Source organism: Lelliottia sp. F153, assembly GCF_002870005.1.
Classification (GTDB): domain Bacteria; phylum Pseudomonadota; class Gammaproteobacteria; order Enterobacterales; family Enterobacteriaceae; genus Enterobacter; species Enterobacter nimipressuralis.
This window is the reverse complement of sequence record NZ_PKFT01000001.1, coordinates 662,256-686,245: the sequence shown is the minus strand read 5'-3', so window position 1 is coordinate 686,245 and position 23,990 is coordinate 662,256. Positions and strand designations below refer to the sequence as shown.

The window sequence follows — 23,990 nt, the reverse complement described above, 5'->3', positions numbered from 1 at the left end:
ATGGGATTTTTTCGCAAATTTGAAAGAGTGGATAGCGTTGTAAACCGTGGATATGCCCGTTGGGGGAAATGGATCTGGGGTAGTCTGGTGGCGATGATACTGGCATATGGTGGTTGGCTAGTCTGGGCCGCAATCTGGGGACCGCCGACCGGAGGTGTGACTTTAATTATTCACAGCGAAATCGACAGGCCAATTCTGGGATTTAGTGTGAATGGGGTGGCGGGGGCTAATTCTTCAGCATATGACAAAAATAACCCTTACGCCAAAGGTGCCGGTAAAACAACGTGTTGCGGCAGCATTTCGGGGAAGACTGCTGAGGTTATCTGGACTCTTGATATAACCCACGATCAGTACATTAGAGGTATGCGCCTGGAAACACGTCGAGTCGTTATGCCACTACCGGAGAGAAAATGGGGAGAGAATGATTTGCATGTCCACTTTTTGCCCGGCGATAAAGTGTTACTGGGCTGGAGTGATAATGCCTGGTCTCCTTATGAAAAACGCCCAAAAAATAATAATTAACTTTCGGATTAGAGAAATATAAAAATGGGATTTTTTAAAACCTACGACAAAATTAATGATGCCGTGAATCGTGGATATACCCGTTGGGGGAAATGGATCTGGGGTAGTCTGATGGCGATGATACTGGCATATGGTGGTTGGTTAATCTGGGCATCCATCTGGGGACCGCCGACCGGAGGTGTGACTTTAATTATTCACAGCGAAATCGACAGACCAATTCTGGGGTTCAGTGTCAATGGGGTGGCTGGGCCAAATGCTTCGGCATATAAAAATAATCCGTATTCAGGAGGAGGAGGAGCAGCTACATGCTGTGGCAGCATTTCGGGGAAGACTGCCGAGGTTATCTGGACTCTTGATATAACCCATGATCAATACATTAGAGGTATGCGCCTGGAAACACGTCGAGTCGTCATGCCATTACCAAAGAGAAAATGGGGAGAGAATGATTTGCATGTTCACTTTTTGCCCGGCGATAAAGTGTTACTGGGCTGGAGTGATAATGCCTGGTCTCCTTATGAAAAACGTCCAAATAATACTAATTAACTTGCGGATTAGAGAAATATAAATAATGGGATTTTTTAAAACCTACGACAAAATTAATCATGCTGTGAATCGTGGATATGCTCGCTGGGGAAAATGGATCTGGGGTAGTCTGGTGGCGATGATACTGGCATATGGCGGTTGGTTAATCTGGGCATCCATCTGGGGACCGCCGACCGGAGGTGTTACTTTAATTATTCACAGCGAAATCGACAGGCCAATTCTGGGGTTTAGTGTAAATGGGGTGGCTGGATCAAATGCATTTGCTCATGGCGGTGGTGGTGCCACCTGCTGCGGCAGTATTAGTGGGAAAACAGCGGAAGTTATCTGGACACTAAGTACAACGCGTGCTCAATACGATGCTGGTATTCGTAAAGAAACTCGCCGGGTTGTCATGCCATTGCCGGAGAGAAAGTGGGGGGAGAACGATTTACATGTTCACTTTTTGCCAGGCGATAAAGTGTTACTGGGCTGGAGTGATAATGCCTGGTCGCCTTATGAAAAAAGACCTGATACTGCCGATGCGACAGCTAAAAAGGAGAATAACTGATGGATATCGAAAGTATCATAGCTGCTGCCAGCCGTGCGCAGCAGGCTGATGATGCCGGATTAGGGAATTGCTCGCGTATCTGGCATGTCGGTTTCTTTTTTGATGGTATTCATCGAAATATTGATCAGGACGCACCGGAACAACGCCTTAGTAACGTAGCCAGGCTATTCAGAGCTTTCCCGGAGCAGAAGCAAGATACGCCACAGAGTACTCATAATAAGTTTTATTTATCAGGCCTTGGCACACCATTTGATGAAGAATTGGCAGAAAGAATTCACAACATAATGGATGGCGCACAAAATTCTGCTATCGATGATTTGAAAGCGCAACCAGGAGATATGGCGAAAGATGCTGGTGTGGATCTCCTAAAAGGTGGCGACTGGTGGGAAATCTTAAAAGACTCAGGAAAGAAGCTGATAAGTCCAACCGAGTGGAAGGATTTGGCTATTGAAACGGCGAAAAATGCATTAAAAAAGGTGATCACAGAAGCTACTCCCCTGCTGCGTGATAATCCCGTTATCGCAGATATGCTTGTTACCGGTGTTGATACCCGGCTAAATTCGGCTAAATTACGCTTCGAGCGTTTCTTTGAACGGGCAAAAACAAACAGTGCGGTGCCTATCAAACTGATTTCGATTTCATTCTATGGCTATGATGTCGGTGCAACTCTTTCTCGTAAATTCATTGATACGTTAATAGAGGATGTTTTTCAGAAGCAGGGTGAAAAATATACTTTTCAAGATATCCCTGTAGAGATTATTTTTACTGGCTTATTTGATTGCGCCCGGCATACGCCCGCCAGTAATAATAATGGCGTGGACTGGTTTGTTGGTACATTGGGTGGACCAGTAAGTGGCGTTAGTGTCTTGCTGGGCGATAAATCTGTTGATCAAGATTCGGCCCTACCAGAAACGGTTAAAAATGCTTTGCACCTGGTAGCTGCTCATGAAAACCGACCGTGGCGCAGTCTTTATTGCCTAGGCGGGAGCAGTGATAAGCATCGTGAAGAGTTATTGCCAGGTTGTGCTGAGGATGTGGGCGGTGGGCTGAAACCTAACGAACAAAAACCGAGCGCTGAACTTTGTCGTGTGGCCCTCCACCGGATGTACCGGGCAGCGACTATGGCAGGGGTTCCCTTCCCAGATCTAGAAACGCTTGATCAAGCTGATACTGATGTTGCCAGCTATTTCATTATGCAGGACAGTATCAACCATAAGTCAGTTGCACAATGGACAAAGGTTTACCAACAGGCTATGCCCTTTAAAGAGGTTACTGTTAGTGCCCAAAACCGTCATCTGGACAGCTATATAGAGTGGCTGGGGCGGCAATATTATCAGTATCGCTGTGAATGCCTAAAGTATGAAAAACAGCGTGGGAATGTTTTAACGTCGGCGGGTGCATCAGCAGGTTTAGTCGGCATCACTCCTCAGGCTCGTGGTCAGGCCGGTCAGTTTCAGAATGAACTTGATGTGTTGCATAAAAACTGGGGCTGGCTGGACGATGTCCATGATGCAGCTTTAGGAATGAGAAATAGCATGGAAACTAATCCGAATGATAAACGCCTTCAGATAGTGCCGGATGTCTATGGCCCGGCTTTAAGACGGGCGAGAAGATTTATCGAATATGCTCGCGCTGCTTACCATGGCTTACCTCAACCTTTACCTCAGGATACTGCTCCGCCTGAGATGTATGCCTGGTTTGTTCACGATAGACAAACTATTGAAAAGGGAGGCGGTATTTCTCAGGACTTCCTGGTCATACGTTCTATGGAGAAACCTGAGGCCTAATCGTCATTAAGGTGAGTTTTATCATCTTTGATCGAGTGTTCTCTCGTGACGAGCATGAACCCGACCCCCCCGCATTATCGAGCTTGCCAATGGCTGGCTCAGCCTTGTGCCGGTAAAGGAGTAATGTAATAGATAACGGGTCAGCGCTTTTGACGGAAAAGAGACGCCTTTCATTGGAAATCTTTCCAGCAACTCTCTCTAACAAATTAATTAACATTGTAGAGGCCGTTCAATGACACGCTAACATAGAAAATTTAGAGATTATTCAGAAAACGATTTTATCTAATTCGTAACCAATATTGTGAAAATCAACTCAAGTTCAGAAGTGAAACATCACGCTTTGGTATCAAAGTTCGAAGGGTTTGTGCATGACCTAAGGGGTAACGACCTTAATTATTATTGAAAAGAGGGTGAGGATATTTCCCCTAAAGTAATTTTCATTACAATCAAAACATGGAGAAAAGCTCAAGGTCTTCCACTTCTTTAAAAAATCTGCAACAGATTCCTGAGGTCAAAATGCCAGACAGAAAATCCCCATCTTTATACGAAATTCTTACCGGCAACTTTACAGGGGATCTTCCCCTTGAAGTTGTAAACGAAGAAGACCAGGTCATTTTATCCGTGCTTGATAACATCCAACGGATATTTAATTCACGTGCCGGTACCATATCCCATCTACCAGATTATGGTTTGCCGGATATGACCAAAATTCTGCAAGGCATGCCCGGGACAGCCCACGAGCTGATCGATACGCTGGCCGGTGTCCTGCTCAAGTATGAACCCAGGTTGCAGTCCCTCAATGTCACCTTACTCGAACAGGAAGTGCCAGGAGAGGTGCGCTACGCCATTGATGCGGAACTAAAAGGTATCGGACTTGTTCGTTATGGCACTGAGTTCATGCCCGAAGGGAAAGTCATGCTCAGACATCTTAAACAGCAGCAGTATCTTGAAAACCACCAGTTTATCTAAACCACTCATATCCTCTTTCGATACGGATTTCACAATGTCCCACACAAGCGAACGCCACCTTAAGACCGGGAGCGATCCCCGTACATTGCCCGATTACTCAGCATTGCGAGATGAATTCGCAAAACTGTCCCATCCAGCCCGTCCGGATGTGGACTGGGGGCATGTTGAAAAACTGGCGTTAAATCTTTTCGATACTAATGGTGTCGAACTTCAAACGGCGGCGTGGTATACCCTGGCAAGGGCACAACAGGCGGGATTACAGGGTTTCAATGAGGGTATGGCGATTCTGGATGCCATGATTCGCTATCAATGGTCAACACTGTGGCCCGCTTCTGCACATGCCCGAATAGAAATACTCAGTAGCCTGAGTAAACGTCTTCAGCAGCTATTCCGGACCTTTTCACTCCAGAGGGCGGATTTACCCTCCCTGTATCAGTCTATAAGACTGTTAAGCTCAACAGGCGAAACCTTGCAACGGCTTGAGCTTCTCAATGCAAGCGGGATTGATACTCTCCGTCAAACGCTACAAAACGCCACCGTCAGGCTGGAAAATAGCGATGCCCTCCCAAACCAGATAGAGAACAATCTAACAGACGTAGTGCTGCCGGTGAGGGCGGAAAGACCGAATAGTCAGCGCTGGGTATATGTAGTTAATTCTGAACCAACGATTGAAGTTGAAGTAACCAAAAAATCAGCCACCAGAATCACTCCATTAGTGGCTTACTTCGGCGGTATTTTAACTGCTGGCCTACTGAGCATAGTCGCATTTAATTTCATTCCGATATTATTGAGTCACCCCGCAGAAGATGCATTGAACAACTCTCTCGCAGCCTTACCAACCAGTATGCCTCTTACGGTTGTCGAGCAACTACGTCAGGAAGACCCGTCGTGGCTTGTAACCAGTGATACCTATGCAAAAAAAATAACCTCTCGCCTGAACGAACTCAGCATGCTTCCACCGTACTGGCCGTTGCATTACGGGGAGCAGTTGGTCGAACAAACGCGTCATCTTTACCCCAACTCCAAACTGGCGGAGAAGATATCGGCAGACTGGCAGTCAAAGTTGAAAGCCAACGCTTTGCCTGAAGCCAGCATCAATGGGTGGAACCAGGGGATTAGTGAGCTCAACAGACTTCAGAATCGACTAAATCAGCTAGATGAAAAGAAGGGAAAGTACATGACGGTTAGCGAGCTTAAAACGGCTGTGTTCTCAATATCACAGGCGTTCAATAATGCCGTGCCGGTTGAAGAGTTGATTCGGCAAATCCAGACGTCCCCGAAAGACCAACCTCTTTCAAGAGATCTGCTCAACCGGGCAGACTCACATCTCAGGCAGCTAAACAGTTCCTACATGATGGTCAAATCAAAAAAATCGGAATAGATTACGTTTCTCGACTATTTACCAGCCGACAGCTTCATTTTGAAGTTTCTGAAAACTATCTGCGGGCCTGCTGAAACTTTTCTCAGGCGAAAGAACGATCAACCGGGATGACGGGCGAGTGCGCACAAAGCCTCCTGAAATAACGTGTTAATCTCAACAACTCATAAAATATAGTAGCTATACATCTACACTGAGTTACCGGGTAATACAGTTGGGATACTTTACAGGATAATCATTATGCACTCACATCCGTTACGTCAGATTATTGAATCTTGTGACAGAGCAATTTCCGCTAAAGACTTTGATTCTCTGATGGAGAATTACGCTGAAGATGCTGCTCTGGTGGTGAAACCGGGATTAACCGTCACAGGTAAAGAGAATATCCGCAAAGCGTTTATTGCCATCTCTGATTATTTTCAGGATCAACTTATTGTTGAGCAGGGAGAGATGCAGGTTATCGAAGGGGGCGGCAATGCGCTCGTTATTATGGAAACTGTACTTCGCTTCCCTGATGGCAAAGGGGGAACGGTCGAAACCACACGTCGTGCGACCTATGTTTTCAGGCAGGAAGCGGGGGAGCGTTGGCTGTGTACAATCGATAATTCCTATGGCACCTCTCTGTTAGATCCTGTGACGGCCTGAAGAGAGGAGGGTACAGTGAAGGGAACTCAACCCTCTCGACCTGGCAGATCTGCTATGAACGCCACCCGTTTGCAAAATGCGTACAGCGCGACGAATGAGAAAACCCTCGCGCTCTGGCGGGAAAACCCCGCTATCGGGGAAATCAGGAAACAGCGTTACTACGATCCTGACAAACTGGCGCTTGCAACGGGCATACAACCATCACTGCCTGAGCCTGTGGTATGCCTCATTCGCGAACTGGAGCAACGCACGGAGGGCGATCGACTGGCCGATGTTCTCCCTGTCAGTAGCGTCCATTTTACCTTTCTGCCCCTGACTCTGCCGCTGTATGAAGAGAATGAGCCGCTGCCGGAAAAAACAGGGCAGTTGACCGATATCTGGCGTGAATATCAGGGAAAGCACATTGTGATCCGGCATCTAAGGCTGGTGGCACTGCCCAGTCAATTGCTGCTGGCAGGTATCCCCGATGATCCCGCCATTGCCCTGCGCCAGTCATTCTGCGAGAGCGTTTTAAATTCCCAATGGAAAGATGAGCTGCTGCTGCGCCATACGGGCAGCCCTTTGCCCGCACCGTTCTGGCACAGCACGCTGTTGCGATATAACGCAGCGTTTTTACCCACGCAACTGCGCGAGTTTTTTGTCCGGCATCAGGCGGTTGATTTCGGCGACGTTTCGGGAGCATTGGTATTAGCGAGAGTTAACTATAACTGGACTAAGTGCTTAATAAATAAGTTAGAATGATGTCAGTGGTTGAAAAATGTTTAACAACGAGCACTATCAGATTGCTGATATCAGGTTATCGCCCTGGTTATCTCTGGCTGCTTTAATACCAGGTGACAGGAATTTCAATGAGGATGAACGCCATGCTGCTGGAAAAACTGAAAGCACTTGAATGCACTCTTCATGGAATCAAACGGAACGACCTTGAATGGCTTGAGCACATACTTCATCCTGAGTTCAAGGAAATTACGCGCTCGGGCGTCCTGGTGACTCGTGAGGAGACGATAGCGTCTCTGATGGGTGAAGAATGTATCCCGGCCATTCTCAGCAACGACTTTCGGCTCATCAGCATTCGCGAGGATTTCGCCATCTTGCATTACAGGACGTTTCATCCGGATGGTAGTCGCGTTTCCCTTTGTTCATCGTGCTGGGCGCGTTCTGATAATGGGCAATGGAAGTTAGTTTTTCATCAGGGAACCCCGGAGCCGAAGAAAGTTTAGACGCGGAACAGTAAAGTCTGCTCTGTGCTCAGAGCAGCACTCAGGATGCTTTTTCATTTACTGTCATGATGAATGTGAGTGAACTTTCACCCCGGTTCTCATAGAAATGCGGGACGTCAGTTCTGGCCGTTGCTGAACAGCCGGTATTCACCGAATACAGGTGCTCCTGTACGCTAAGCGTAAGCGTCCCCTGTTGTACATAAAACAGTTCAAGCGTTCCCTGCGGGTGACCGGGTGAAGCAAATTTTTCCCCCGGCTGCATTTCCCACATCCATAGCTCTGTCATATCGGGGCCGCCAGAACCTGCGAGCAGTCGTGCTCTTCCGCCTTTTTCACCATTCCAAAGCTCAGGGATCTCATCTTCAGCGATGAGATGCACGGTCGGTTTGGAACTGACATCAACAAAATCCGCTACAGAAACGCCCATCGCAGCAGCCAGGCGGCATAGCAGGGCGATGCTGGGATTTGCCCTGCACCCCTCAATTTCAACCAGAGCGCCCTTACTGACGCCCGCCCGGCGGGACAGCTCATCGAGTGATATTTTCTTTTGCTTACGGTACAGCTTAATCCGCTGCGATACGGCTTCGTTAACGGTATTCACAATCGCATTTGCATCGGTCATTAAATTGACTTTTTTGGTCATTGGTCATTATCATGGAATAAATTGGTCATTACAGGATTATCACGTGTTCATTGTCTCTCCGTCAATTGCCCCTGAGGTTTATGGTATCGCCCCCGGTTTCCGGGCCCTGAGTATCTGTGTACAGGCCGCCCCGGTACGTAACCCGCGCGTTGGTGAAACCGCTCTGAAAGAAGCCTGCGAAGCCGTTCTGGCTGGAACCCCTGCCTGGGCTGAAGCGCATTTGGCCGCGTGGGCAGAAGTGTTTCAGGGATTTGGTGCCAGGCCAAAACGCACGCCGTGCTCAGCTGATGCGCTGCGTAAACGCGTTCTTCGCGACGGCGCAATGCCCGCTCTTGATCCAGTCGTGGATCTCTATAACGCCGTCAGTCTGAAGTATGCCGTTCCGGTTGGGGGAGAAAATATCGCTGCCTATCAGGGGGCGCCACGGCTGGTTGTGGCAAAAGGCACAGAACCTTTTGATACCGTAAAAGAGGGGGAACCCGCAGTTGAATACCCTTCGCAGGGAGAAGTTATCTGGTGCGATGATGCCGGAGTGACCTGCCGCCGCTGGAACTGGCGACAGGGGATAAGAACCCGCCTCAGTGTGGACGCGCAGCAAATGTGGTTCATCCTGGAGAGTCTGCCGCAGATGCCACTGGAGAAGCTTCATGAAGCCGGGAAGATGTTGACAGACGGTCTTGAAGAAATGATGCCGGGTGTAAGGATTGACGTGGCTTTTATAGAAGATGCTAAACAGCCCGCTCCAGGTTTATGACATCCGTTTCGCCCTGACAGCGCGACCCCGTATAATGCCGCACAACTTACCGTTATGACGACCGTGACCGCGCCTATGAATCTCAATCGCTTCTGTTACTTGCTCCTCATCGTTTCCGCGATCGGAAGCACGTTTACCGCCCATCCCATTGTCAGCTGGCTCCTGCTCGCCAATGTGCTTACGCTGGTGATCTATGGCGTGGATAAAACGGCGGCGCGCAAGGGCTGGCGTAGAGTGCCGGAATCCACGTTGCTGGTGTTTGGCCTTGTGGGAGGATGGCCCGGCGCGATGGCGGGCCAACAACTCTTCCGCCATAAAACGCAAAAGCAGCCATTCAAAACCAGGTTCATCGTCAGTGTGATTGTGAATGTCTCAGCGATGGCGGCGGTGTTTCAGCTTTCCCATTTCGCGCTCGTTTGAAGCATAACCGTCAGTGCAGACGTTTATGCAGGCTCGTCCCGACCAGCAGCGCGGCGCACAGCATCAACGCAATAAATCCTCCGACACCATTCCAGCCATAGTTGTGCCAGAACACACCGCCGAGAGTCCCGGCGATGCTGGAGCCCAGGTAGTAACTAAACAGATACAGGGATGACGCCTGGCCTTTGGCGCGACGGGCGCGCGGGCCGATCCAGCTGCTGGCGACGGAGTGCGCGGCGAAGAAACCAGCGGAGAAGAGCAGCATTCCGGCGAAAATGATCCACAGGGGAGAGAGCAGTGTGAGCAGCAGACCCGCGAGCATTACCCCTGTTGAAACCAGCATCACCGGCCCTCGACCGAAGCGTGCGGTCATTGCGCCTGCTTTCGGCGAGCTCCAGGTGCCGGTGAGATAGGCCACGGAGAGCAGGCCGACAAAGGCCTGGCTAAGATGCCATGGCGAGAGCATCAGGCGATAACCGATATAGTTAAACAGGGTGACAAACGACCCCATCAGCAGGAAGCCCATCAGGAACAGACGCGGCAGACCCTGGTCGCGCCAGTGCAGGCGAAAGTTGATAAACAGCGTTTTTGGCCGCAGGGAAGTAGGGCGAAAATGGCGTGACGCCGGCAGGATACGCCAGAACATCAGCGCTGATGCCAGGGCAAAGCAGCCAATCACCGCAAGCGCGATACGCCAGTTAAACAGATCCGTGAACACCCCGCTCAGCAGACGTCCGCTCATGCCGCCAATCGAATTCCCGCTTATGTACAACCCCATCGAGAAGGCGACAAAACTCGGGTGGATCTCTTCGCTGAGATAGGTCATTCCGACCGCCGCCACGCCGCTCAGGGACAGCCCAATCAGAGCGCGCATCACCAGAATCCCGTGCCAGCTGGTCATCATTGTCGAAAGCAGGGTACACACCGACGCGAGCAGCAGCGCGGTCACCATCACCGGTTTGCGTCCGATGGCGTCCGAAAGCGGGCCGGTAAACAGCAACCCGACCGCCAGCATCCCGGTTGAGATCGACAGGGAAATACTGCTGCTGGCGGGCGAGACGCCAAACTCATGAGAGAGAACCGGCAGGATCGGCTGCACGCAGTACAGCAGGGCGAAAGTCGCGAGACCGGCGGAAAACAGCGCCAGCGTGACGCGCATAAATTGGGAAGTACCACGTTTGATAAACTGGTTCGGCGCGGGTGCTGCGGGTAAATCATCAATGTCGCTTGCCGGGGCGATATCAACGGTAGATGTACGACTCACACTCATTCCTTGCTTAAACATCCCCGTGATTTCTGGTGACGGGTATGACCACAAGATCAGAGTAGGAAATTGTAAATATTCTGTCTAATATATTAATAATCTCAAATGATACGTTAAACATATGAATATCGAGCTGCGCCATTTACGCTACTTTATCGCCGTTGCTGAAGAACTCCATTTTGGCCGGGCGGCCGCGCGGCTGAACATCTCCCAGCCGCCTCTGAGCCAGCAGATCCAAATCCTTGAGCAACAGGTTGGCGCACGTTTGCTGGCCCGTACCAACCGCAGCGTCAGCCTGACGGAGGCGGGAAGGCAGTTTCTGGCCGACAGCCGACAAATACTGAGTCTGGTCGATGACGCTGCCGCGCGCGCCGAACGTCTGCATCTGGGCGAAACGGGCGAACTGCGCATCGGATTTACCTCGTCGGCGCCGTTTATCAGCGCGGTGTCGGATACCCTGTCGTCGTTTCGCCGCCATTATCCCGATGTGCACATTCAGACGCGCGAGATCAATACGCGGGAGCAGATTGTCCCGTTGAATGAAGGTTCGCTGGATCTGGGGCTGATGCGCAACACCCATCTGCCCGATACTCTGGCCTGGGAAGTGATCCTGCGCGAGCCGCTGCTGGCGATGATTCCTCGCGATCACCCGCTGGCCGAACTGGACTCAGTAACGCTTGCCCAGCTGGCGCAGGAACCCTTTGTCTTTTTCGACCCTCACGTCGGGACTGGCTTATACGACGACATTCTGGGCCTGATGCGCCGCTACGGGCAGGCGCCGGTGATCACCCAGGAGGTGGGCGAGGCGATGACGATAATCGGTTTAGTCGCGGCGGGGCTGGGGGTATCGATTCTTCCGGCGTCATTTAAACGCGTGCAGCTTAGCGAAATGCGCTGGGTGGCGATCGCTGAAGAGGATGCCGTCTCTGAGATGTGGCTGGTGTGGCCAAAACACCATGAACAGAGCCATGCGGCACAGCGTTTCAAAAACCAGCTGATTGCAGCCTCAAAGCGGCCAATAATGGCCTGAAAAAGGGCGAAAAATGTGCGGCAAATCACATGGCTAAGTTTAAATTTGACGATTGCCTGCGAAGTGCTTCACCATAGCCCAAAGTTTATTTCGAAGCGCGAAAATAAGGATGTAAGAGGTGGTTGCTGATAGTCAGCCAGGACATATTGATCAAATTAAGCAGACCAATGCGGGTGCGGTGTATCGCCTGATTGATCAGCTTGGCCCGGTCTCGCGTATCGATCTTTCCCGACTGGCGCAGTTGGCGCCAGCCAGTATTACCAAAATAGTGCGTGAAATGCTGGAAGCGCATCTGGTTCAGGAGACGGAAATCCAGGAGCCGGGCAGCCGTGGCCGTCCGGCGGTGGGGCTGGTGGTGGAAACCGAAGCCTGGCACTACCTGTCGATTCGCATCAGCCGCGCGGAAGTGATTCTTGCCCTGCGCGATCTGAGCAGCAAGCTGGTGGTCGAGGACCGTCTGGAACTGCCGCTCCAGTCAGAGCAAACCCTGCTTGAACGCATCATTGCCCATATCGATCAGTTTTTTATTCGCCATCAGCAAAAGCTGGAGCGGTTGACGTCCATTGCGATCACCCTGCCGGGAATTATTGATACGGAAAATGGAATCGTCCATCGCATGCCGTTTTATGACGACGTCAAAGACATGCCGCTGGGTGAAGTGCTAGAGAATCACACCGGCGTACCGGTCTACATTCAGCATGACATCAGCGCCTGGACGATGGCCGAGGCGCTGTTTGGTGCCTCTCGCGGCGCGCGTGACGTGATTCAGGTGGTGATTGACCACAACGTTGGGGCGGGCGTGATTACCGATGGCCGCCTGTTACATGCCGGGAGCAGCAGCCTGGTGGAAATTGGTCACACGCAGGTCGATCCCTACGGCAAGCGTTGCTACTGCGGCAACCACGGCTGCCTCGAAACCATTGCCAGCGTCGAAAGCGTGATGGAGCTGGCGCAGCTGCGTCTTAGCCAGTCGATGAGTTCGTCGCTGCACGGCCAGCCGCTGACCGTCGAGTCTTTGTGCGGCGCGGCGCGGCAGGGCGATCTGCTGGCGAAAGACATCATTACCGGTGTGGGCAATAACGTCGGGCGTATTCTGGCGATTATGGTGAATCTCTTTAATCCGCAAAAAATCCTGATTGGCTCGCCCCTGAATCAGGCCGCCGAGATCCTGTTCCCGGCGATTTCTGACTGCATTCGTCAGCAATCCCTCCCGGCCTACAGTAAAAATATGGTGGTCGAGAGCACGCAGTTTTCCAATCAAGGCACCATGGCCGGGGCCGCGCTGGTGAAAGATGCCATGTATAACGGTTCGCTATTGATCCGCCTGCTGCAGGGATAACTCTTTTTCGCTGATCTCATAAAAATTGCGCTATCTCAATCTGGACCGACGGCGCATACCTTAGACTCACTCCACTGAATTATTTACTTAGTTTATATTTTCAAAGCATATGCCCAAAAGGTGGAGTGAGTGATGCTTAAGCGTTTCTTTGTAACGGGTACTGATACTTCTGTCGGTAAGACGGTGGTGTCCCGCGCTTTGCTGCAGGCCTTGGCGGCAGGCGGTAAGAGTGTGGCAGGGTATAAACCGGTCGCGAAAGGAAGTAAAGAGACGCCAGAAGGACTACGCAATAAAGATGCGCTGGTGCTACAAAGTGTCTCAAGCCTTGAGCTGCCTTATCAGGCCATCAACCCGATCGCGCTGAGTGAAGACGAAAGTAGCGTCGCACACAGCGGTCTTATCAATTATTCCCTGTTGTCCAACGGGCTGGCGAACCTCAGCGATAGCGTCGATCACGTGGTGATCGAAGGCACCGGCGGCTGGCGCAGCCTGATGAACGATCTGCGTCCGTTATCGGAGTGGGTGGTGCAGGAACAATTGCCGGTGCTGATGGTTGTCGGTATTCAGGAAGGGTGCATTAACCACGCGTTGCTGACCGCGCAGGCCATTGCTAACGATGGTTTGCCGCTGATTGGCTGGGTCGCTAACCGCATCAACCCGGGTCTTGCCCATTACGCCGAAATCATCGACGTGTTGAGCAAAAAACTGCAGGGACCGCTGGTGGGTGAACTGCCGTATCTGCCGCGCGCTGAGCAGCGCGATCTGGCGCATTACATCGATCTGTCGATGCTGGACAGCACCTTCTCCGTTGAGAAGGTCGTCGCGTAACGTCGAAACCGGGCAGCAGTCCTGACTGCCCGGCTACTTTCCGCAGTATTTTACGTGTCGCTGTGAATATTCAGCGCGCGACGGGTTCGCCCTGAACTCAGATACTCCGCGATATAATCCTGCGAAATCTCACCGTTATAACGACCCTCTTCATCCACAATCGGCATCCAGCTGGTGTTGCTCTCATACAGACGCGACAGAACAACGCGCAGGTTGTCTTCCGCTTTGCCCGTCATACGGAACGGATGCAGCATGTCTGCGCAAGAGCCAGTGGCGTGACGCGCTTCGCGGCGCTTCACAAAGCCCAGCGGTTTGCCGTTGCCATCCACCACGGTGATGGCGCGGATGTCGTTGTCATCCATGGTAGCAAACGCCTCCGGCAGGGGGGTGGATTCGCGCACGGTGATCGTCGGCTGTTGATCCGTAACGTCACCCGCCGATACCAGCAGCAGGCGTTTCAGGGTGCGGTCCTGGCCGACGAAAGAGCCAACAAATTCATTCGCCGGTTTTGCCAGCAGTTCATCGGGGCTGGCGCACTGCACGATACGGCCCTGACGGAACACGGCGATACGGTCACCGAGCTTCAGCGCTTCGTCAATATCGTGGCTGACCAGCATCACCGTCTTTTTCAGTTTGCGCTGCATCTCCAGGAACTGGTTCTGGATCACCTCACGGTTGATCGGGTCTACCGCGCCGAAAGGTTCATCCATCAGCAGTACCGGAGGATCCGCCGCCAGGGCGCGAATCACGCCGATACGCTGCTGCTGGCCGCCAGACATTTCGCGCGGGTAGCGGTTGAGGAATTTATGCGGGTCCATCGCCACCATATCCATCAGCTCTTCAGCACGCGCTTTGCTGCGTGCCTTATCCCAGCCCAGCATGCGCGGCACCACGGTGATGTTCTCTTCGATGGTCATGTTCGGGAACAGACCAATCTGCTGGATCACGTAACCGATATTGCGACGCAGGGTGACGGTATCCATCTCGTTAGTATTTTCGCCGTTAATCAGAATAGTGCCGCTGCTTGGGGTAATCAGGCGGTTAATCATCTTCAGCGTGGTGGTTTTACCACATCCTGACGGCCCCAGCAGGACACACATTTCCCCTTCAGGAACGTTCAGGTTAACGTTGTCGACGGCCTTAAAGGTCTGGCCATTTTTCTGTGAAAATTGTTTGGTGAGGTTTTCCAGTTTTATCATTATCGAATCCCCTTCGGAGTCAGCACGATCTGCAGGCGATGGAGCAGCCAGTCGAGCACAATAGCTAAAAGACAAATCATTAAGGCACCGGCAATCAACATGCGAATGTCGCTTCCACCGATACCGTTCAGCAACAGCAGCCCCAGACCACCCGCGCCAATCACGGCGGCGATAGCCATGACGCCGATATTCATCACCACGGCAGTACGAATACCGCCGAAAATCACCGGGAGGGCCATCGGGATCTCCACCCAGCGCAGGCGCTGCCAGAAGGTCATGCCGATTCCGCGTCCGGCTTCACGCAGACCGGGCGGCAGGCTGTCGAGCGCGGTGTGGGTGTTACGCACAATCGGCAGCAGCGAGTAGAGGAACACAGCGGTAACGGCGGGCAGGGCGCCAATACCCTGACCGATCAGCGAAAAGAGCGGAATCATCAGGCCGAAAAGGGCAATCGACGGAATGGTCAGAACGATGGTCGCGATGCCCAGCACCGGCGTCGCCAGCCATTTATGGCGCACGATTAAAATGCCCAGCGGCACGCCGGTCACAATCGCCAGTCCGACGGCTAATGCCACCAGCCACAGGTGCTGAAAGGTGAGGGTTAATAAATAATCCCAGTTATCAATAATGTAGTGAATGGTCTCCATAGCGCCTCCTTACAGCAGCTGCTTGCTACGCAGGAAATCACGGGCGACCTGCTGCGGTGACTGATGGTCGATATCAACCTTTTTATTCAGCTCGGTGATAACGTCGTTATTAAGCTGGCCGGAGAGGGTGTTAAGCGCCTCTTCCAGACCAGGGTTGGCCGCGAGGGTGTCTTTGCGCACCACCGGTGTGACCGCATAGCTCGGGAAGAAGCCTTTATCATCTTCCAGCACTTTCAAATCGAAGCCTTTCACGCGCCCGTCAGTGGTGTAGATCAGGCCCGCATCGACAAAACCGTCGCGCACGGCGTTATACACAAGGCCAGGGTCCATCTGGCGAATTTGCGGACGGTCCAGTTCCATCTGATAGGCTTCCTGCAGCGGCTTCATGCCATCGCTACGCCCGGCGAATTCCAGGTCTAAGCCCAGCAGCCAGTTGTTGTCCGGATCGGTTTTGCGGATCTGCTCAATTTTGGCCACCATCTCGGACATCGTGTTGATGTGCTCGGCTTCGGCGCGTTTACGTTGCATGGCGAACGCGTAGGTGTTGTTCATATCCGCCGGTTTAAGCCACACCAGACCGTGTTTCGCGTCCAGGCGTTTCACCGTGTCGTAGGACTCCTGCGGCGACATGCGTTTATTGATGTGGTTAAAGATAATCAGCGACGTCCCGGTGTACTCCCACGTCATATCAATCTGCTTGTTGATCATCGCATTCCGGGAAATGACCGTCGCGATATTGGTTTGCGGCTGAACCTGAAACCCTTTCTTTTGCAGATACTGTACGGTCATGGCAGATAAAATATGCTGCTCGGTAAAGCTCTTGGTCGCCAGAATCAGCGGTGCGGCCTGGGCCTGGCTGACCAACAGCGCGGCGGTAAACAGGGCCGCCAGGCGTGAAGACAGTCTCATACTTGCTCCTTGTTATTGTTATCGTGCGATATGTGGGCTCATCAGACGGCCCAGTGCAGCCAAAAGCGTATCCAGAATCAGCGCGAAGAGCGCCGTGGCCGCCGCACCCAGAATCAGGGTCGGGAAATCGTTCAGATAGATGCCAGGGAAAATCAGCTCGCCGTAGCTGCTGGCACCGATCAGGAAGGCCAGCGGTGCGGTACCGACATTGATCGCCGTGGCGATGCGAATGCCGGAGAGCATTACCGGCCAGGCGTTAGGGATCTCCACCTGACGCAGACGTTGCCATTTGGTCATCCCGATACCGTTAGCGGCTTCGAGCAGTGAGGCGGGAACCGAGCACAATCCGGCATAGGTGTTACGCACAATCGGCAGCAGCGACGCCAGGAACAGGGCGATAATCGCCGGTTTGTCACCGATACCGAGTACCACCATCGCCAGGGCCAGAACCGCCAGCGGTGGCAGGGTGTTGCCGACGTTAAAGATTTGCATCACGTATTCGGCGGTGCCACGCGCGGCCGGGCGGCTCAGTAATATTCCGCTCGGGATCCCGACTAACAGGGCAAAGAACATGGAAGAGAAAACTAAAATCAGGTGCTGTTGACCGAGATAGAGCAGGTCAACCTGGCGCGCTTTGATCGTATCCAGCCCAATTCCCCAGGCGAGGAGAGCGAGAACTGCAATAATCGCGCCGATGAAAAGCAGCGTACGTGTCAGTAATGATGAGTGCATTGCGGTGTGTCTCCCTGTGCGCATGCGTTATAGCAACCCATTGATTGCCTGTTGTTATGCCATGTTTCGGCAGGGGTACATGACCTATAGCAAGCGATTGGGAAGGGTTCCAGCGGCAGAGAAAATCAGTTCAGGGAAGATGGCAATGTAAACAGGGTGTTACGCCTTATGGAGTAAGGCCTCAGGGGATGCGGGCAGAATAGTCCTAAAGGTAAAACTTAAGAAGTGACACCGTCACAAACGAGGGGTTTCGCACGGCAGGTAAGTGCCGTGCGAAGAGACGATTAGCGATACAACGGTTTGTCGGCGACCGGGATCAACAGGGAGGATTGCCAGCTGGCCAGCGTCTGGCGGGCAAGCTGAGCAAGGCCGACGTAAAACGGATGACCGGCTTCTTCAATGAATACCGTCAAAAAGCGCTGGCTCCACGGCAGCAAATGCCATGCCAGGAGTTGATCGCGCTCGGCGTCGCGTCCATTTTCGGCAAGCCAGGCGGCCAGCATCAGCAGCGTGCCGAAATGGTCTTCCGGCTCGTTTTGCTGTACCTCGAAAGCGATGGCGTTTTCCCGCATCCACTGGCGCAGGGCCAGCGTCGAATCGCCAAACAGCACCGATTCACGATCGAGCCACACGGAACCCCATGGCGGCGCAGGCAACGCCCACGGGCCGATGAACAGACGCTGCCAGGCATCCGCCAGCGGCTCGTCGGCAGTGGTGCGCAAGGTCTCAGCGATGGGCCGTAAATCGTCCTGCGTCAGCGGCCAGTCCAGGTGCCAGTCGCTGGTGGTCAGCGCTGACACCAGCGGAACGGCCTGCTCGCTGTCGGGTGAGAAATAAAACAAGGCTCCCAACACCCGGGCACTCAGTGCGAAAGATTCGCGCGGTAACACTTCATTCATAACAACGTTCCTTTAAACCTTCTCGATCTGCACCAGGTTGGTGTGCTGCGGGTTGCCTTTCGCCAGCGGCGACGGGCGGTGTGTGGTCAGGGTGTTGATGCACGAACCGTGGTCGACACGATCACCGCTCATATTTGCATCGTGCCATGCGCCCTGGCCCATCGCGCTGACGCCAGGCATGATGCGCGGCGTCACTTTTACCGGAATACGCACCTCGCCACGGGCGTTAAACACCCGCACCAGATCGCCATTTTTAATGCCACGCTGATCGGCATCGACCGGGTTAAGCCACACTTCCTGACGGCAGGCGGCCTGTAAGATATCAATATTGCCGTAGCTGGAGTGGGTGCGTGCCTTAAAGTGGAAACCAAACAACTGCAGCGGGAACTTGCTGCGCTCCGGTGCGTCCCAGCCGTCAAATGTTGAGGCGTATATCGGCAGCGGACTGATGGTTTCGTCTTTTTCCAGCTCCCAGCTGCTGGCAATTTTCGCCAGCTGGCTCGAGTAGATCTCAATTTTGCCCGACGGCGTTTTCAGCGGATTGGCCTGCGGGTCGTCACGGAATTGCTTGTACGCCACAAAGTGGCCGTTCGGATCTTTGCGCTTGTAAATGCCCATCTCTTTGAGGGCGTCGTAGGAGGGCAGCTGTGGATCTTTCTCAAGCATTTTCGCGTACAGCAGTTTTAACCACTCCTCCTGTGTACGCCCTTCGGTGAACTGCTGATAGACATCCGGTCCCAGGCGCTTCGCCACTTCGCTCATGATCCAGTAGATCGGTTTACGTTCAAATTTCGGCGCGGTGACGGGCTGGAGGAAAATCAGATAGCCCATGTTACCCGCGTAGTCGTTAGGAATAATATCTTCCTGTTCGACGGTCATCAGATCGGGCAGCAGAATATCGGCGTATTTCGCCGACGAGGTCATAAAGTTGTCGATCACCACAATGGTTTCGCACAGGCTTTCGTCCTGCAAAATATCGTGGGTTTTGTTGATATCGGAATGCTGGTTGGTGATGGTGTTACCGGCATAGTTCCAGATGAATTTAATCGGCACATCCAGCTTATCTTTGCCGCGCACACCGTCGCGGGTGGCGGTCATCTCCGGGCCACGCACAATGGCATCGGTCCAGCTGAAGCAGGAGATCTGGGTTTTGACCGGGTTATCCGGGAGCGGCATCCGCTCAATGGTGATGGTGTAGGTGGATTCACGGGCACCGCTGTTACCGCCGTTGATCCCCACATTGCCGGTCAAAATCGGTAGCATGGCGATGGCGCGGGATGTCAGCTCGCCGTTGGCCTGACGCTGTGGTCCCCATCCCTGGCAAATATACGCCGGTTTTGTGCTACCGATTTCCCGGGCGAGTTTGATGATTCTGTCAGCGGGAATACCGGTGATGCGTGACGCCCATTGCGGCGTTTTGGCCGTACCGTCTTCGCCCTGGCCGAGAATATAGGCTTTGTAGTGGCCGTTTGCGGGCGCATCGGCGGGCAGCGTTTTTTCGTCGTAGCCGACGCAATAGGTGTCGAGGAAGGGCTGATCGACCAGGTTTTCGTCGATTAACACCCAGGCAATACCCGCGACCAGCGCGGCGTCGGTGCCTGGGCGGATTGGAATCCACTCATCTTCGCGTCCTGCGGCGGTATCGGTGTAGCGCGGATCGATGACGATCATGCGCGCATTTGAGCGTTCACGCGCCTGTTCCAGAAAATAGGTGATCCCGCCGCCGCTCATACGTGTTTCCGCCGGATTGTTGCCAAACATCACCACCAGTTTGGTGTTTTCGATATCCGAGGTGCTGTTGCCGTCATTGGAGCCGTAGGTGTAAGGCATGGCGCAGGCGATTTGCGCGGTGCTGTAGGTGCCGTAGTGGCTGAGAAATCCGCCGTAGCAGTTCATCAGTCGCGCCACCAGCGAGGCATACGGCGAGGAGCGGGTAATGTTGCCGCCGACGATGCCGGAGGAGTAGTTGATATACACGGCTTCGTTGCCGTATTTCTCCACCACGCCTTTCAGACTGCGGGTGATCGTATCAAGGGCTTCATCCCAGGTGATACGTTCAAACTTGCCTTCACCGCGCTTGCCGACGCGCTTCATTGGGTAGTTAAGACGGTCGGGATGGTTGATTCTGCGGCGGATCGAGCGGCCACGCAAACAGGCGCGCACCTGATGATTGCCGTAAATATCCTCGCCGGTGTTGTCGGTTTCGACCCAGTAAACTTCGTCGTCGCGGACGTGTAATCGCAGGGCGCAGCGGCTGCCACAGTTCACTGAGCAGGCGCCCCAGACCACTTTATCCGTGGCAGGCTGTACCGCCTGTTGTACGGCAGCAGCGGCACTTTTCAGGCCGAAGGGTAGTGAAATCCCTCCGGCAGCGAGCGCCAGAGAGCCAATTGCAGTGGATTTAACGAGAGTTCGACGGCTGATCCCGCCGTGATGTTCGATATCGGACATGACTCACTCCATCTTTGTCATTGCGTAGGGTTTTACCCGCGATAAGCACCGGGTAATGATGGAGTGAGTTTTACCTATTCAGGGGTAATAAACATTAATCCTTATCAAGCTAAGGGAATTCCCGCAGATAAATTACTGCGGTTCGTTCGGCGCATTGTCTTGCGTCCCCGCGCCACCCGCAGGTGCGCTGCTGCTGCCGGTACGGGTGTAGAGAATTTTAAAGGTATCGTTCGCGCAATGTCCCACCACCTGCGCATCCGCCTGGTCGGCCTGATCGTTTGGCACAATGTTCAGGCTAAAACCGGATTCAGGCACGCCGTTATTGATAATGCGTTGCTGAATATCACTTTTCACGCGCTCGCACGAGTCGGGGGCGGCCAGAACAGCAGGGGAAATGCCTGCTAACAGCAGCGCGGTAATCCAGGGTAACCGTTTCATGTGTGGCTCCTTCTCTCTGTGTGTGAGTCTTATTTTAGCAGGCATAATGTAAATAGTTGTATTGCCGCGAAATTTTCTGAAAAATCCGAGAGTGAATTTAATTCTGGTTAAGTGCGCGATGTGATTATTTAAGCGAGCGATGAGTAGCCTTCTAATAAATCCATTCGTTGGCCATATTCCTGTACATTATTTATTTTGAATGTGGATTTTAATTTCCAGCGTCGGCAATGAAAATAAAATTGAGCGAGTGGCTTATTTAATTATGCCCGTTAGGCTTATTGGCTGACGTTTCATTTTAATTCTGTACTTTTAAATATTACGGAACAGGAGAAATAAAATGTTAAGCCAAAAAAGTTTGACGAAAAAAGAGCGTCAGGATGGAATGTATGTGTTAGAGCAGTGCATGGGATTTGTCTGGCAGGCTGCCCTGCGTACCGCTGCGTTACTACGGGTTGCGGATCATCTTAAAGACGAAGATAAAACCGCAGAGCAGCTCGCGCAGGAGCTGAATGTCGATGCCGGCTATCTGTATCGGGTCATGCGAACCCTGGCCTCTCGCGAGGTGTTTAGCCAGACTGACGATGGTCTGTTTACCCTGACCCCCGCCGCACAGTTTTTGCGGTCTGACACCCCGTACTCCTTGCGCGAAGCCGTGCTGATGTTAACGGATAAAACCCTCTGGCAGCCCGCCGGGGAGATGACGGATATCGTAAAAGGCAGGCCGGTCTTTAACGAATTATTTGGCATGCCGTTTTATGAGTACTGGGGGACGAAAAAAACACCGTCAGGCGACGACGGTTTTCATGCCGGGATGGCCTCGATGTCGAGCGTCGAAAACGACATGCTGGTAGATAATTATCATTTCCCAGAAAATGCCACGGTCGTTGATATAGCCGGTGGGCTGGGGAATCTTTTATTGACGGTTTTGCGGCGTAATCCCACTCTGCACGGTATTTTATTTGATCGCGACAACGTAGTTAGCGAAAACAGTTTGCATTTATTAGGCAATACATCTCGCTGGGAAACCATTGCAGGGAGTTTTTTCGAAGCCTGCCCGGTAGCTGATATTTATATGCTGAAATATATTTTGATGGACTGGCCAGACGAAAAAGCCAGCCAGATATTACATACCTGTCGTAAAGCGATGAAAGCCAGTTCCCGCTTATTAATTCTGGAGCCGCTGATTAAAGAGCAAGATAACGAGCAGGGAAGGTATGAAATTGATCTTCTCTTGCTGTCGGGTTTCGACGGCGGACGTGCTCGTACGGAGAAAGAGTATGCAGACTTGTTAGGTCACGCCGGGCTGAAGATAAACCGGGTGATCCACACACCATCCTATTTATCCATTGTGGAGGCGGTACCGGCCTGACGCGTCGCCGGGCTCACAAATGTCATCATTGCTGCTGTGTTTCGCTAAAAAGTAACCCTCTGTATTTGCTAATATGTGAGGTAATAATGTTCACGCATCGGTGAGAATGTGAAGAAACTAGCAGTAATGATTGCGCTGACAGGCGTGCTGGCGGGGTGTGATAACGCCTCCGCGCCGCTGTCGTTTACGCCGGAGATGGCCAGCTTTTCGAACGAATTTGATTTTGATCCCCTGCGCGGGCCGGTAAAAGACTTCACCCAGACGCTGTTCAATGAGAAAGGGGAAGTGAGTAAACGCGTCACAGGATCGCTCTCGCAGGAGGGGTGTTTCGATACCCTGGAGTTGCACGATCTGGACGCGAACACCGGCGTGGCGCTGGTGCTGGACGCCAATTTTTATCTGGATGCAGAAACCCAGCAGCAAAAAATCAAGCTGCAGGGAAAATGCCAGCTGGCTGAGCTGCCCTCGGCGGGCGTGACATGGGATACAGACGATAACGGATTTATCGTCACGGCACACGGGAAGGCAATGGAAGTGAAGTACCGCTACGACGCTGACGGCTATCCGCTGGGTAAAACCACGGTATCTGGCGATCAGCATCTGTCGGTGTCGGCCACCCCGTCGAACGATAAGCGCAAAAAGCTCGATTACTCTGCCGTCAGCCTGCTTAACGACAAACCGCTAGGGTCGGTGAAACAGAGCTGTGATTACGATCGCCACAATAACCCGGTAAGTTGCGAGTTACATATTGTGGATGACAGCGTGAAACCGGCGGTGGCGCACAAGTACACCATTAAAAACAGTATTGAATATTACTGACTGGCAGGCGTTTAAGCCGGGTGGGGCGAAGCCGCTACCCGGCGTAAAAACGCGTCACTGTGCGGTGGGTTTCAGAAGCTGGCTTCCGGTAGCTCTGTGTTCTGCCAGGTAGCGATCCTGGAAAATACACATGCGAATGGTGTTGCGGTACTCGCCGTTGATAAAGAACTCATGAATCAGTTCGCCTTCAACCATAAACCCGAGTTTACGGTAAATATGGATGGCTTTTTCATTCTCTTTATCGACGATCAGATACAGCTTATACAGGTTGAGCACCGTAAATCCGTAATCCATCGCCAGTTTCGCCGCCCGGGTGGCAAGGCCTTTCCCCTGGTATTCCGGCGAAATAATGATCTGAAACTCCGCCCGGCGGTGGACGTGGTTAATCTCAACCAGTTCGACCAGACCGGCTTTTTCTCCGTCGCACTCGACAACGAAACGGCGCTCGCTCTGGTCGTGAATATGTTTATCGTACAGATCCGACAGCTCAACAAATGCTTCGTAAGGCTCTTCGAACCAGTAACGCATGACGCTGGCGTTATTATCGAGCTGGTGAACGAAGCGCAAATCCTCGCGCTCCAGCGGTCTGAGTTTTACCGTTAACGGGCTGGCCATAATCATCCTTTCTGGCTGTCGAA

Annotated in this window: 26 protein-coding genes and 1 pseudogene; 17 read left to right on the top strand and 10 right to left on the bottom strand. The window is 52.6% G+C overall.

All coding sequences use genetic code 11. The annotated features are described in order from the left end of the window. The 10 genes and pseudogenes from F153LOC_RS03260 (at window position 1) to F153LOC_RS03220 (ending at window position 7,611) form a co-directional block, all read left to right on the top strand. The gene (locus F153LOC_RS03260) at window positions 1–522 is read left to right on the top strand and encodes a DUF3304 domain-containing protein (RefSeq protein WP_102103626.1); all 522 of its coding nucleotides are present in this window, start codon (window positions 1–3) and stop codon (window positions 520–522) included. A gap of 24 nt (window positions 523–546) precedes the next feature. Continuing rightward, entirely contained in the window at window positions 547–1,065 is a 519-nt protein-coding gene (locus F153LOC_RS03255; protein ID WP_102103627.1) for a DUF3304 domain-containing protein, read from the top strand. A gap of 25 nt (window positions 1,066–1,090) precedes the next feature. After that, on the top strand, window positions 1,091–1,612 hold the full coding sequence (locus F153LOC_RS03250) for a DUF3304 domain-containing protein (RefSeq protein ID WP_102103628.1): 522 nt from the start codon (window positions 1,091–1,093) through the stop codon (window positions 1,610–1,612). Next, window positions 1,612–3,399 carry a phospholipase effector Tle1 domain-containing protein gene (locus F153LOC_RS03245; protein WP_102103629.1) on the top strand — a complete coding sequence of 596 codons (1,788 nt, stop codon included), beginning with the start codon at window positions 1,612–1,614 and terminating at the stop codon, window positions 3,397–3,399. Before F153LOC_RS03250 ends, F153LOC_RS03245 begins: the two co-directional genes overlap by 1 nt. 415 nt (window positions 3,400–3,814) lie before the next feature. Beyond that, window positions 3,815–3,886 (top strand): annotated as a pseudogene (locus tag F153LOC_RS21855) (hypothetical protein); the annotation flags it as partial. 29 nt (window positions 3,887–3,915) lie between these two features. Beyond that, the gene (gene tssE, locus F153LOC_RS03240; protein ID WP_102103630.1) at window positions 3,916–4,368 is read left to right on the top strand and encodes a type VI secretion system baseplate subunit TssE; all 453 of its coding nucleotides are present in this window, start codon (window positions 3,916–3,918) and stop codon (window positions 4,366–4,368) included. Next, the gene (locus F153LOC_RS03235; RefSeq protein WP_233213762.1) at window positions 4,346–5,749 is read left to right on the top strand and encodes a VasL domain-containing protein; all 1,404 of its coding nucleotides are present in this window, start codon (window positions 4,346–4,348) and stop codon (window positions 5,747–5,749) included. The genes tssE and F153LOC_RS03235 overlap by 23 nt, the downstream gene beginning before the upstream one ends. A gap of 237 nt (window positions 5,750–5,986) precedes the next feature. Then, entirely contained in the window at window positions 5,987–6,391 is a 405-nt protein-coding gene (locus F153LOC_RS03230) for a nuclear transport factor 2 family protein (protein ID WP_102103632.1), read from the top strand. 54 nt (window positions 6,392–6,445) lie between these two features. Next, on the top strand, window positions 6,446–7,132 hold the full coding sequence (locus F153LOC_RS03225) for a hypothetical protein (protein ID WP_102103633.1): 687 nt from the start codon (window positions 6,446–6,448) through the stop codon (window positions 7,130–7,132). 113 nt (window positions 7,133–7,245) lie between these two features. Then, a complete protein-coding gene (locus F153LOC_RS03220; protein ID WP_369804781.1) occupies window positions 7,246–7,611 on the top strand; it encodes a DUF4440 domain-containing protein in 366 nt (121 codons plus the stop codon). A gap of 40 nt (window positions 7,612–7,651) precedes the next feature. Here F153LOC_RS03220 and F153LOC_RS03215 read toward each other — a convergent pair whose 3' ends face one another. Further along, a complete protein-coding gene (locus F153LOC_RS03215) occupies window positions 7,652–8,254 on the bottom strand; it encodes a helix-turn-helix domain-containing protein (RefSeq protein WP_102103634.1) in 603 nt (200 codons plus the stop codon). 43 nt (window positions 8,255–8,297) lie between these two features. On the opposite strand from F153LOC_RS03215, the gene F153LOC_RS03210 reads away from it, so the two are divergent. Both F153LOC_RS03210 and F153LOC_RS03205 read left to right on the top strand, forming a co-directional pair. Next, the gene (locus tag F153LOC_RS03210) at window positions 8,298–9,008 is read left to right on the top strand and encodes a B3/4 domain-containing protein (RefSeq protein WP_102103635.1); all 711 of its coding nucleotides are present in this window, start codon (window positions 8,298–8,300) and stop codon (window positions 9,006–9,008) included. Window positions 9,009–9,083: 75 nt separating this feature from the next. After that, window positions 9,084–9,428, top strand: a complete 345-nt coding sequence (locus tag F153LOC_RS03205; RefSeq protein WP_102103856.1) for a DUF1294 domain-containing protein — start codon at window positions 9,084–9,086, stop codon at window positions 9,426–9,428. 10 nt (window positions 9,429–9,438) lie between these two features. Here F153LOC_RS03205 and F153LOC_RS03200 read toward each other — a convergent pair whose 3' ends face one another. Next, window positions 9,439–10,692, bottom strand: a complete 1,254-nt coding sequence (locus tag F153LOC_RS03200) for an MFS transporter (protein WP_102103636.1) — start codon at window positions 10,690–10,692, stop codon at window positions 9,439–9,441. A 121-nt stretch (window positions 10,693–10,813) separates the two neighbouring features. Here F153LOC_RS03200 and F153LOC_RS03195 point away from each other — a divergent pair, with 121 nt between their 5' ends. The 3 genes from F153LOC_RS03195 (at window position 10,814) to bioD (ending at window position 13,889) form a co-directional block, all read left to right on the top strand. After that, a complete protein-coding gene (locus tag F153LOC_RS03195; RefSeq protein WP_100780287.1) occupies window positions 10,814–11,722 on the top strand; it encodes a LysR family transcriptional regulator in 909 nt (302 codons plus the stop codon). Window positions 11,723–11,840: 118 nt separating this feature from the next. Next, window positions 11,841–13,061, top strand: a complete 1,221-nt coding sequence (mlc, locus tag F153LOC_RS03190) for a sugar metabolism global transcriptional regulator Mlc (protein ID WP_100780286.1) — start codon at window positions 11,841–11,843, stop codon at window positions 13,059–13,061. 132 nt (window positions 13,062–13,193) lie between these two features. Next, window positions 13,194–13,889 carry a dethiobiotin synthase gene (gene bioD / locus F153LOC_RS03185; protein ID WP_102103637.1) on the top strand — a complete coding sequence of 232 codons (696 nt, stop codon included), beginning with the start codon at window positions 13,194–13,196 and terminating at the stop codon, window positions 13,887–13,889. Window positions 13,890–13,939: 50 nt separating this feature from the next. Here bioD and osmV read toward each other — a convergent pair whose 3' ends face one another. The 7 genes from osmV to F153LOC_RS03150 all read right to left on the bottom strand — a co-directional run bounded on the left by osmV (window position 13,940) and on the right by F153LOC_RS03150 (window position 21,164). Beyond that, the gene (gene osmV, locus F153LOC_RS03180) at window positions 13,940–15,088 is read right to left on the bottom strand and encodes an osmoprotectant ABC transporter ATP-binding protein OsmV (RefSeq protein WP_102103638.1); all 1,149 of its coding nucleotides are present in this window, start codon (window positions 15,086–15,088) and stop codon (window positions 13,940–13,942) included. Beyond that, a complete protein-coding gene (gene osmW, locus F153LOC_RS03175) occupies window positions 15,088–15,735 on the bottom strand; it encodes an osmoprotectant ABC transporter permease OsmW (protein ID WP_102103639.1) in 648 nt (215 codons plus the stop codon). The genes osmV and osmW overlap by 1 nt, the downstream gene beginning before the upstream one ends. 9 nt (window positions 15,736–15,744) lie before the next feature. Continuing rightward, a complete protein-coding gene (gene osmX, locus F153LOC_RS03170) occupies window positions 15,745–16,644 on the bottom strand; it encodes an osmoprotectant ABC transporter substrate-binding protein OsmX (protein ID WP_102103640.1) in 900 nt (299 codons plus the stop codon). Between the two features lie 18 nt (window positions 16,645–16,662). Beyond that, on the bottom strand, window positions 16,663–17,376 hold the full coding sequence (gene osmY / locus F153LOC_RS03165) for an osmoprotectant ABC transporter permease OsmY (protein WP_100780281.1): 714 nt from the start codon (window positions 17,374–17,376) through the stop codon (window positions 16,663–16,665). 284 nt (window positions 17,377–17,660) lie between these two features. After that, the gene (gene dmsD / locus F153LOC_RS03160) at window positions 17,661–18,275 is read right to left on the bottom strand and encodes a Tat proofreading chaperone DmsD (RefSeq protein ID WP_102103641.1); all 615 of its coding nucleotides are present in this window, start codon (window positions 18,273–18,275) and stop codon (window positions 17,661–17,663) included. A gap of 12 nt (window positions 18,276–18,287) precedes the next feature. Next, a complete protein-coding gene (ynfE, locus tag F153LOC_RS03155) occupies window positions 18,288–20,726 on the bottom strand; it encodes a selenate/tellurate reductase subunit YnfE (RefSeq protein WP_102103642.1) in 2,439 nt (812 codons plus the stop codon). A 132-nt stretch (window positions 20,727–20,858) separates the two neighbouring features. Continuing rightward, window positions 20,859–21,164, bottom strand: coding sequence for a DUF1161 domain-containing protein (locus tag F153LOC_RS03150; RefSeq protein ID WP_100780278.1), 306 nt, complete (start codon window positions 21,162–21,164; stop codon window positions 20,859–20,861). Between the two features lie 337 nt (window positions 21,165–21,501). Here F153LOC_RS03150 and F153LOC_RS03145 point away from each other — a divergent pair, with 337 nt between their 5' ends. Together F153LOC_RS03145 and F153LOC_RS03140 are read left to right on the top strand one after the other, a co-directional pair. Next, entirely contained in the window at window positions 21,502–22,533 is a 1,032-nt protein-coding gene (locus tag F153LOC_RS03145; protein WP_102103643.1) for a methyltransferase, read from the top strand. 108 nt (window positions 22,534–22,641) lie between these two features. Beyond that, complete coding sequence (locus F153LOC_RS03140; protein ID WP_100780276.1) at window positions 22,642–23,352, top strand: YnfC family lipoprotein; 711 nt, start codon at window positions 22,642–22,644, stop codon at window positions 23,350–23,352. A 54-nt stretch (window positions 23,353–23,406) separates the two neighbouring features. Here F153LOC_RS03140 and speG read toward each other — a convergent pair whose 3' ends face one another. After that, window positions 23,407–23,967 (bottom strand): spermidine N1-acetyltransferase, encoded by a 561-nt coding sequence (speG, locus tag F153LOC_RS03135; RefSeq protein WP_100780275.1) that lies wholly within the window; start codon window positions 23,965–23,967, stop codon window positions 23,407–23,409. Between the last annotated feature and the right edge of the window lie 23 nt (window positions 23,968–23,990).

What these genes read in the sequence shown, in the direction of transcription:
- F153LOC_RS03260 (WP_102103626.1), top strand. Translation starts at nt 1, where the DNA reads ATGGGATTTTTTCGCAAATTTGAAAGAGTGGATAGCGTTGTAAACCGT.
- F153LOC_RS03255 (WP_102103627.1), top strand. Translation starts at nt 547, where the DNA reads ATGGGATTTTTTAAAACCTACGACAAAATTAATGATGCCGTGAATCGT.
- F153LOC_RS03250 (WP_102103628.1), top strand. Translation starts at nt 1,091, where the DNA reads ATGGGATTTTTTAAAACCTACGACAAAATTAATCATGCTGTGAATCGT.
- F153LOC_RS03245 (WP_102103629.1), top strand. Translation starts at nt 1,612, where the DNA reads ATGGATATCGAAAGTATCATAGCTGCTGCCAGCCGTGCGCAGCAGGCT.
- tssE (WP_102103630.1), top strand. Translation starts at nt 3,916, where the DNA reads ATGCCAGACAGAAAATCCCCATCTTTATACGAAATTCTTACCGGCAAC.
- F153LOC_RS03230 (WP_102103632.1), top strand. Translation starts at nt 5,987, where the DNA reads ATGCACTCACATCCGTTACGTCAGATTATTGAATCTTGTGACAGAGCA.
- F153LOC_RS03225 (WP_102103633.1), top strand. Translation starts at nt 6,446, where the DNA reads ATGAACGCCACCCGTTTGCAAAATGCGTACAGCGCGACGAATGAGAAA.
- F153LOC_RS03220 (WP_369804781.1), top strand. Translation starts at nt 7,246, where the DNA reads ATGAACGCCATGCTGCTGGAAAAACTGAAAGCACTTGAATGCACTCTT.
- F153LOC_RS03215 (WP_102103634.1), bottom strand. Translation starts at nt 8,254, where the DNA reads ATGACCAAAAAAGTCAATTTAATGACCGATGCAAATGCGATTGTGAAT.
- F153LOC_RS03205 (WP_102103856.1), top strand. Translation starts at nt 9,084, where the DNA reads ATGAATCTCAATCGCTTCTGTTACTTGCTCCTCATCGTTTCCGCGATC.
- F153LOC_RS03195 (WP_100780287.1), top strand. Translation starts at nt 10,814, where the DNA reads ATGAATATCGAGCTGCGCCATTTACGCTACTTTATCGCCGTTGCTGAA.
- bioD (WP_102103637.1), top strand. Translation starts at nt 13,194, where the DNA reads ATGCTTAAGCGTTTCTTTGTAACGGGTACTGATACTTCTGTCGGTAAG.
- osmV (WP_102103638.1), bottom strand. Translation starts at nt 15,088, where the DNA reads ATGATAAAACTGGAAAACCTCACCAAACAATTTTCACAGAAAAATGGC.
- osmW (WP_102103639.1), bottom strand. Translation starts at nt 15,735, where the DNA reads ATGGAGACCATTCACTACATTATTGATAACTGGGATTATTTATTAACC.
- osmX (WP_102103640.1), bottom strand. Translation starts at nt 16,644, where the DNA reads ATGAGACTGTCTTCACGCCTGGCGGCCCTGTTTACCGCCGCGCTGTTG.
- osmY (WP_100780281.1), bottom strand. Translation starts at nt 17,376, where the DNA reads ATGCACTCATCATTACTGACACGTACGCTGCTTTTCATCGGCGCGATT.
- dmsD (WP_102103641.1), bottom strand. Translation starts at nt 18,275, where the DNA reads ATGAATGAAGTGTTACCGCGCGAATCTTTCGCACTGAGTGCCCGGGTG.
- ynfE (WP_102103642.1), bottom strand. Translation starts at nt 20,726, where the DNA reads ATGTCCGATATCGAACATCACGGCGGGATCAGCCGTCGAACTCTCGTT.
- F153LOC_RS03150 (WP_100780278.1), bottom strand. Translation starts at nt 21,164, where the DNA reads ATGAAACGGTTACCCTGGATTACCGCGCTGCTGTTAGCAGGCATTTCC.
- F153LOC_RS03145 (WP_102103643.1), top strand. Translation starts at nt 21,502, where the DNA reads ATGTTAAGCCAAAAAAGTTTGACGAAAAAAGAGCGTCAGGATGGAATG.
- speG (WP_100780275.1), bottom strand. Translation starts at nt 23,967, where the DNA reads ATGGCCAGCCCGTTAACGGTAAAACTCAGACCGCTGGAGCGCGAGGAT.